At 65.8% G+C, this 1,387-nt stretch carries 2 protein-coding genes; one reads left to right on the top strand and one right to left on the bottom strand.

The window, feature by feature from the left end; all coding sequences use genetic code 11:
* Nucleotides 1-222: integrase core domain-containing protein (locus tag ACFWBW_RS41730; protein ID WP_385385160.1), on the top strand; the 222-nt coding region annotated here is incomplete at its 5' end.
* Here ACFWBW_RS41730 and ACFWBW_RS41725 read toward each other — a convergent pair.
* On the bottom strand, nucleotides 219-1,304 hold the full coding sequence (locus ACFWBW_RS41725) for an IS630 family transposase (protein ID WP_385385157.1): 1,086 nt from the start codon (nucleotides 1,302-1,304) through the stop codon (nucleotides 219-221). The two genes, ACFWBW_RS41730 and ACFWBW_RS41725, sit on opposite strands and share 4 nt — an antisense overlap.
* Nucleotides 1,305-1,387: the final 83 nt, after the last annotated feature.

Here is a 1,387-nt window from a genome sequence, read left to right as displayed (position 1 = left end):
CGAACCCGGCCCTACCGGCCGCAGACCAACGGCAAGGTCGAACGCTTCAACCGCACCCTCCTCGAGGAATGGGCCTACCTACGGCCCTACACCTCGAACGACGAGCGAACAGCAGCCCTGGCAGACTTCCTCCACACCTACAACCACCACCGCTCCCACACCGCACTGGGCGGACACCCACCCATCAGCCGCGTAAACAACGCTGCGGGTCAATACACCTAGTGATCTGGTTTGGAGATCCTGTCGCAGTAGCGGCAGATGCGGTCGAGGATCTGGTCGGCGGTCTTGGTCCATTTGAAGGGTCGGGCCTGGTCGTTCCAGACCTTGATCCAGTTCTCGAGTGCGGCCTTGAGGTCGTCGAGTGAGCAGAACACGCCGCGTTGGAGGCAGCGTCGTTCCAGTTCGGCGAACCACCGCTCGACCTGGTTGATCCACGACGAGTACGTGGGCGTGAAGTGCAGTTGGAACCGGGGATGCGCCAGCAGCCACTTGCGCACGACTGGTGCCTTGTGGGTGGAGAGGTTGTCGCAGATGACGTGGACCGCCAGGCCGGGATCGGTCTGGTGGTCGATCTCGTCGAGGAAGTCACGGAAGTCCACGGCCCGGTGCTGTGCGGACAGTTTCGTGATCACCTTGCCGGTGGCTGTGTTCAGGGCGGCGAACAGGTCGACGGTGCCGTGCCGGACGTAGTCGAAGGTTCGCCGTTCGGGGACACCGGGCAGCATCGGCAGTACCGGCGCGGTCCGCTCAAGGGCCTGGATCTGGGGTTTCTCGTCGACCGCGAACACCGCCGCGTTGGCCGGCGGGGCGAGGTAGAGGCCGACGACATCACGGATCTTGTCGATCAGGAGAGGGTCCGGGGAGATTTTGAAGGTCTCGGTCCGCCAGGGCTGCAGGCCGAAGGCGTGCCAGATCCTCAGCACGCTCGCGGGCGAGATCCCCACGACTTTGGCGAGCTCCCGCTTCGACCAGTGCGTCCCGCCTGCGGGTGTCTCTTGGAGGGTGCGGACCACCACCTCTTCCACCTGGGCGTCGGTGATGGTCCGCGGCACCCCGGGCCGCGGCTCGTCCGACAGGCCCTCCAGCCGGTCCCGCAGGAACCGCATCCGCCATCTGGCCACCGTCTTGCGCTCTGTGCCCAACCGCGCGGCCACCACGGTGTTGTTCCACCCTCGCGCGCACGCCAGCACGATCTGCGCGCGCTGGGCCAGGCCCTGCGCAGTTGAACGCCGCCTGGCCCAGCTCTCCAACGTCAGCCGCTCAGCATCCGACAGCACCACCGGCGGCAGCCTGGTATCGCCCATGCCATCAGGACACCGGACCAAAACCGGCCCCGTCAGGCAAAACCCAAGATCTGAAACAGAACACGACTCATGGGGCGAGCACA

Origin of the sequence: Streptomyces sp. NPDC059957, assembly GCF_042730015.1 — a bacterium.
Taxonomy (GTDB): domain Bacteria; phylum Actinomycetota; class Actinomycetes; order Streptomycetales; family Streptomycetaceae; genus Streptomyces.
The sequence above is the reverse complement of the archived record's forward strand: the minus strand, read 5'-3'. Positions and strand labels throughout refer to the sequence as shown.